This window comes from Arhodomonas sp. KWT, from assembly GCF_010993615.1.
Map to the genome: position 1 here is coordinate 1 of NZ_WNXE01000765.1, position 801 is coordinate 801.

General features: G+C 74.9%; 1 pseudogene. It reads right to left on the reverse strand.

Annotated features, from left to right (window positions below):
• Positions 1-264: 264 nt before the first annotated feature.
• Positions 265-801 (reverse strand): annotated as a pseudogene (locus G7A99_RS22260) (hypothetical protein); the annotation flags it as partial.

Genomic DNA, 801 nt, shown 5'->3' on the forward strand with positions numbered 1-801 from the left:
GCACACGGCACACGGCACACGGCACACGGCACACGGCACACGGCACACGGCCGTGCACGACCTACCGGTCTGCCAGGAGCGGGGCCAACCCGCGCGGCCTGTCACCGCCCGGGATCCCTGCCGTAGGTCGGCTGCGCCCGGCAGCCGACGATCACCGCCAGCAGCCCGGCATATCCGACGCTATCGCCGGCTGACGTGCGCTGCGACGGCGGCCGGCGGGCCCGCGTGGGTCGTGCACGGCCGCAGAGGCCGTGTGCGACAGCCCTACTGGCGGACGCGCACCCGGTAGGTGAGCGTCGTCTCGTCCCCGGCGGGGACGGACAGCCGCCAGCGGGCGGTGTCCGCGTCCTGCTCCTCGCTGGCGGGGCTCGCCTCGAGCAGCTCCCAGTCGCCGGCCATGTGTTCGACGACCTCCACCGTGCGGTTGTCCCTCCCCGCGTTGCTGACGGTCACCCGCCAGGCGATCTCGTGGGTGTCGTCGCCGATGCGTCGGTAGGCCGTGCGCCCGCGCTCCGCGCTCAGGTCGAAGGCCGTGCCCAGGGAGAGCTCGAAGGCTTCCCCCGGCGGGATGTGGTCGATGCGGTCGCCGCCCTGGTAGAGCGGGGCGTCGCCGGTGGCGTCGATCACGCGCACGGTGCCCGCCGGCAGGGGCACGTCGTTGCGGCCCCGGGGGGTGACCTCGGTGGTGACGGTCACCGGCGGCTCGTCGCCGCCCTGGCGCATGGCCTGGCCGCTCACCCGGTAACGGCGTTCCACGTCGACGGGCACGGCGTTGAGCAGCGGCACGCGCAGCCGCTCGCC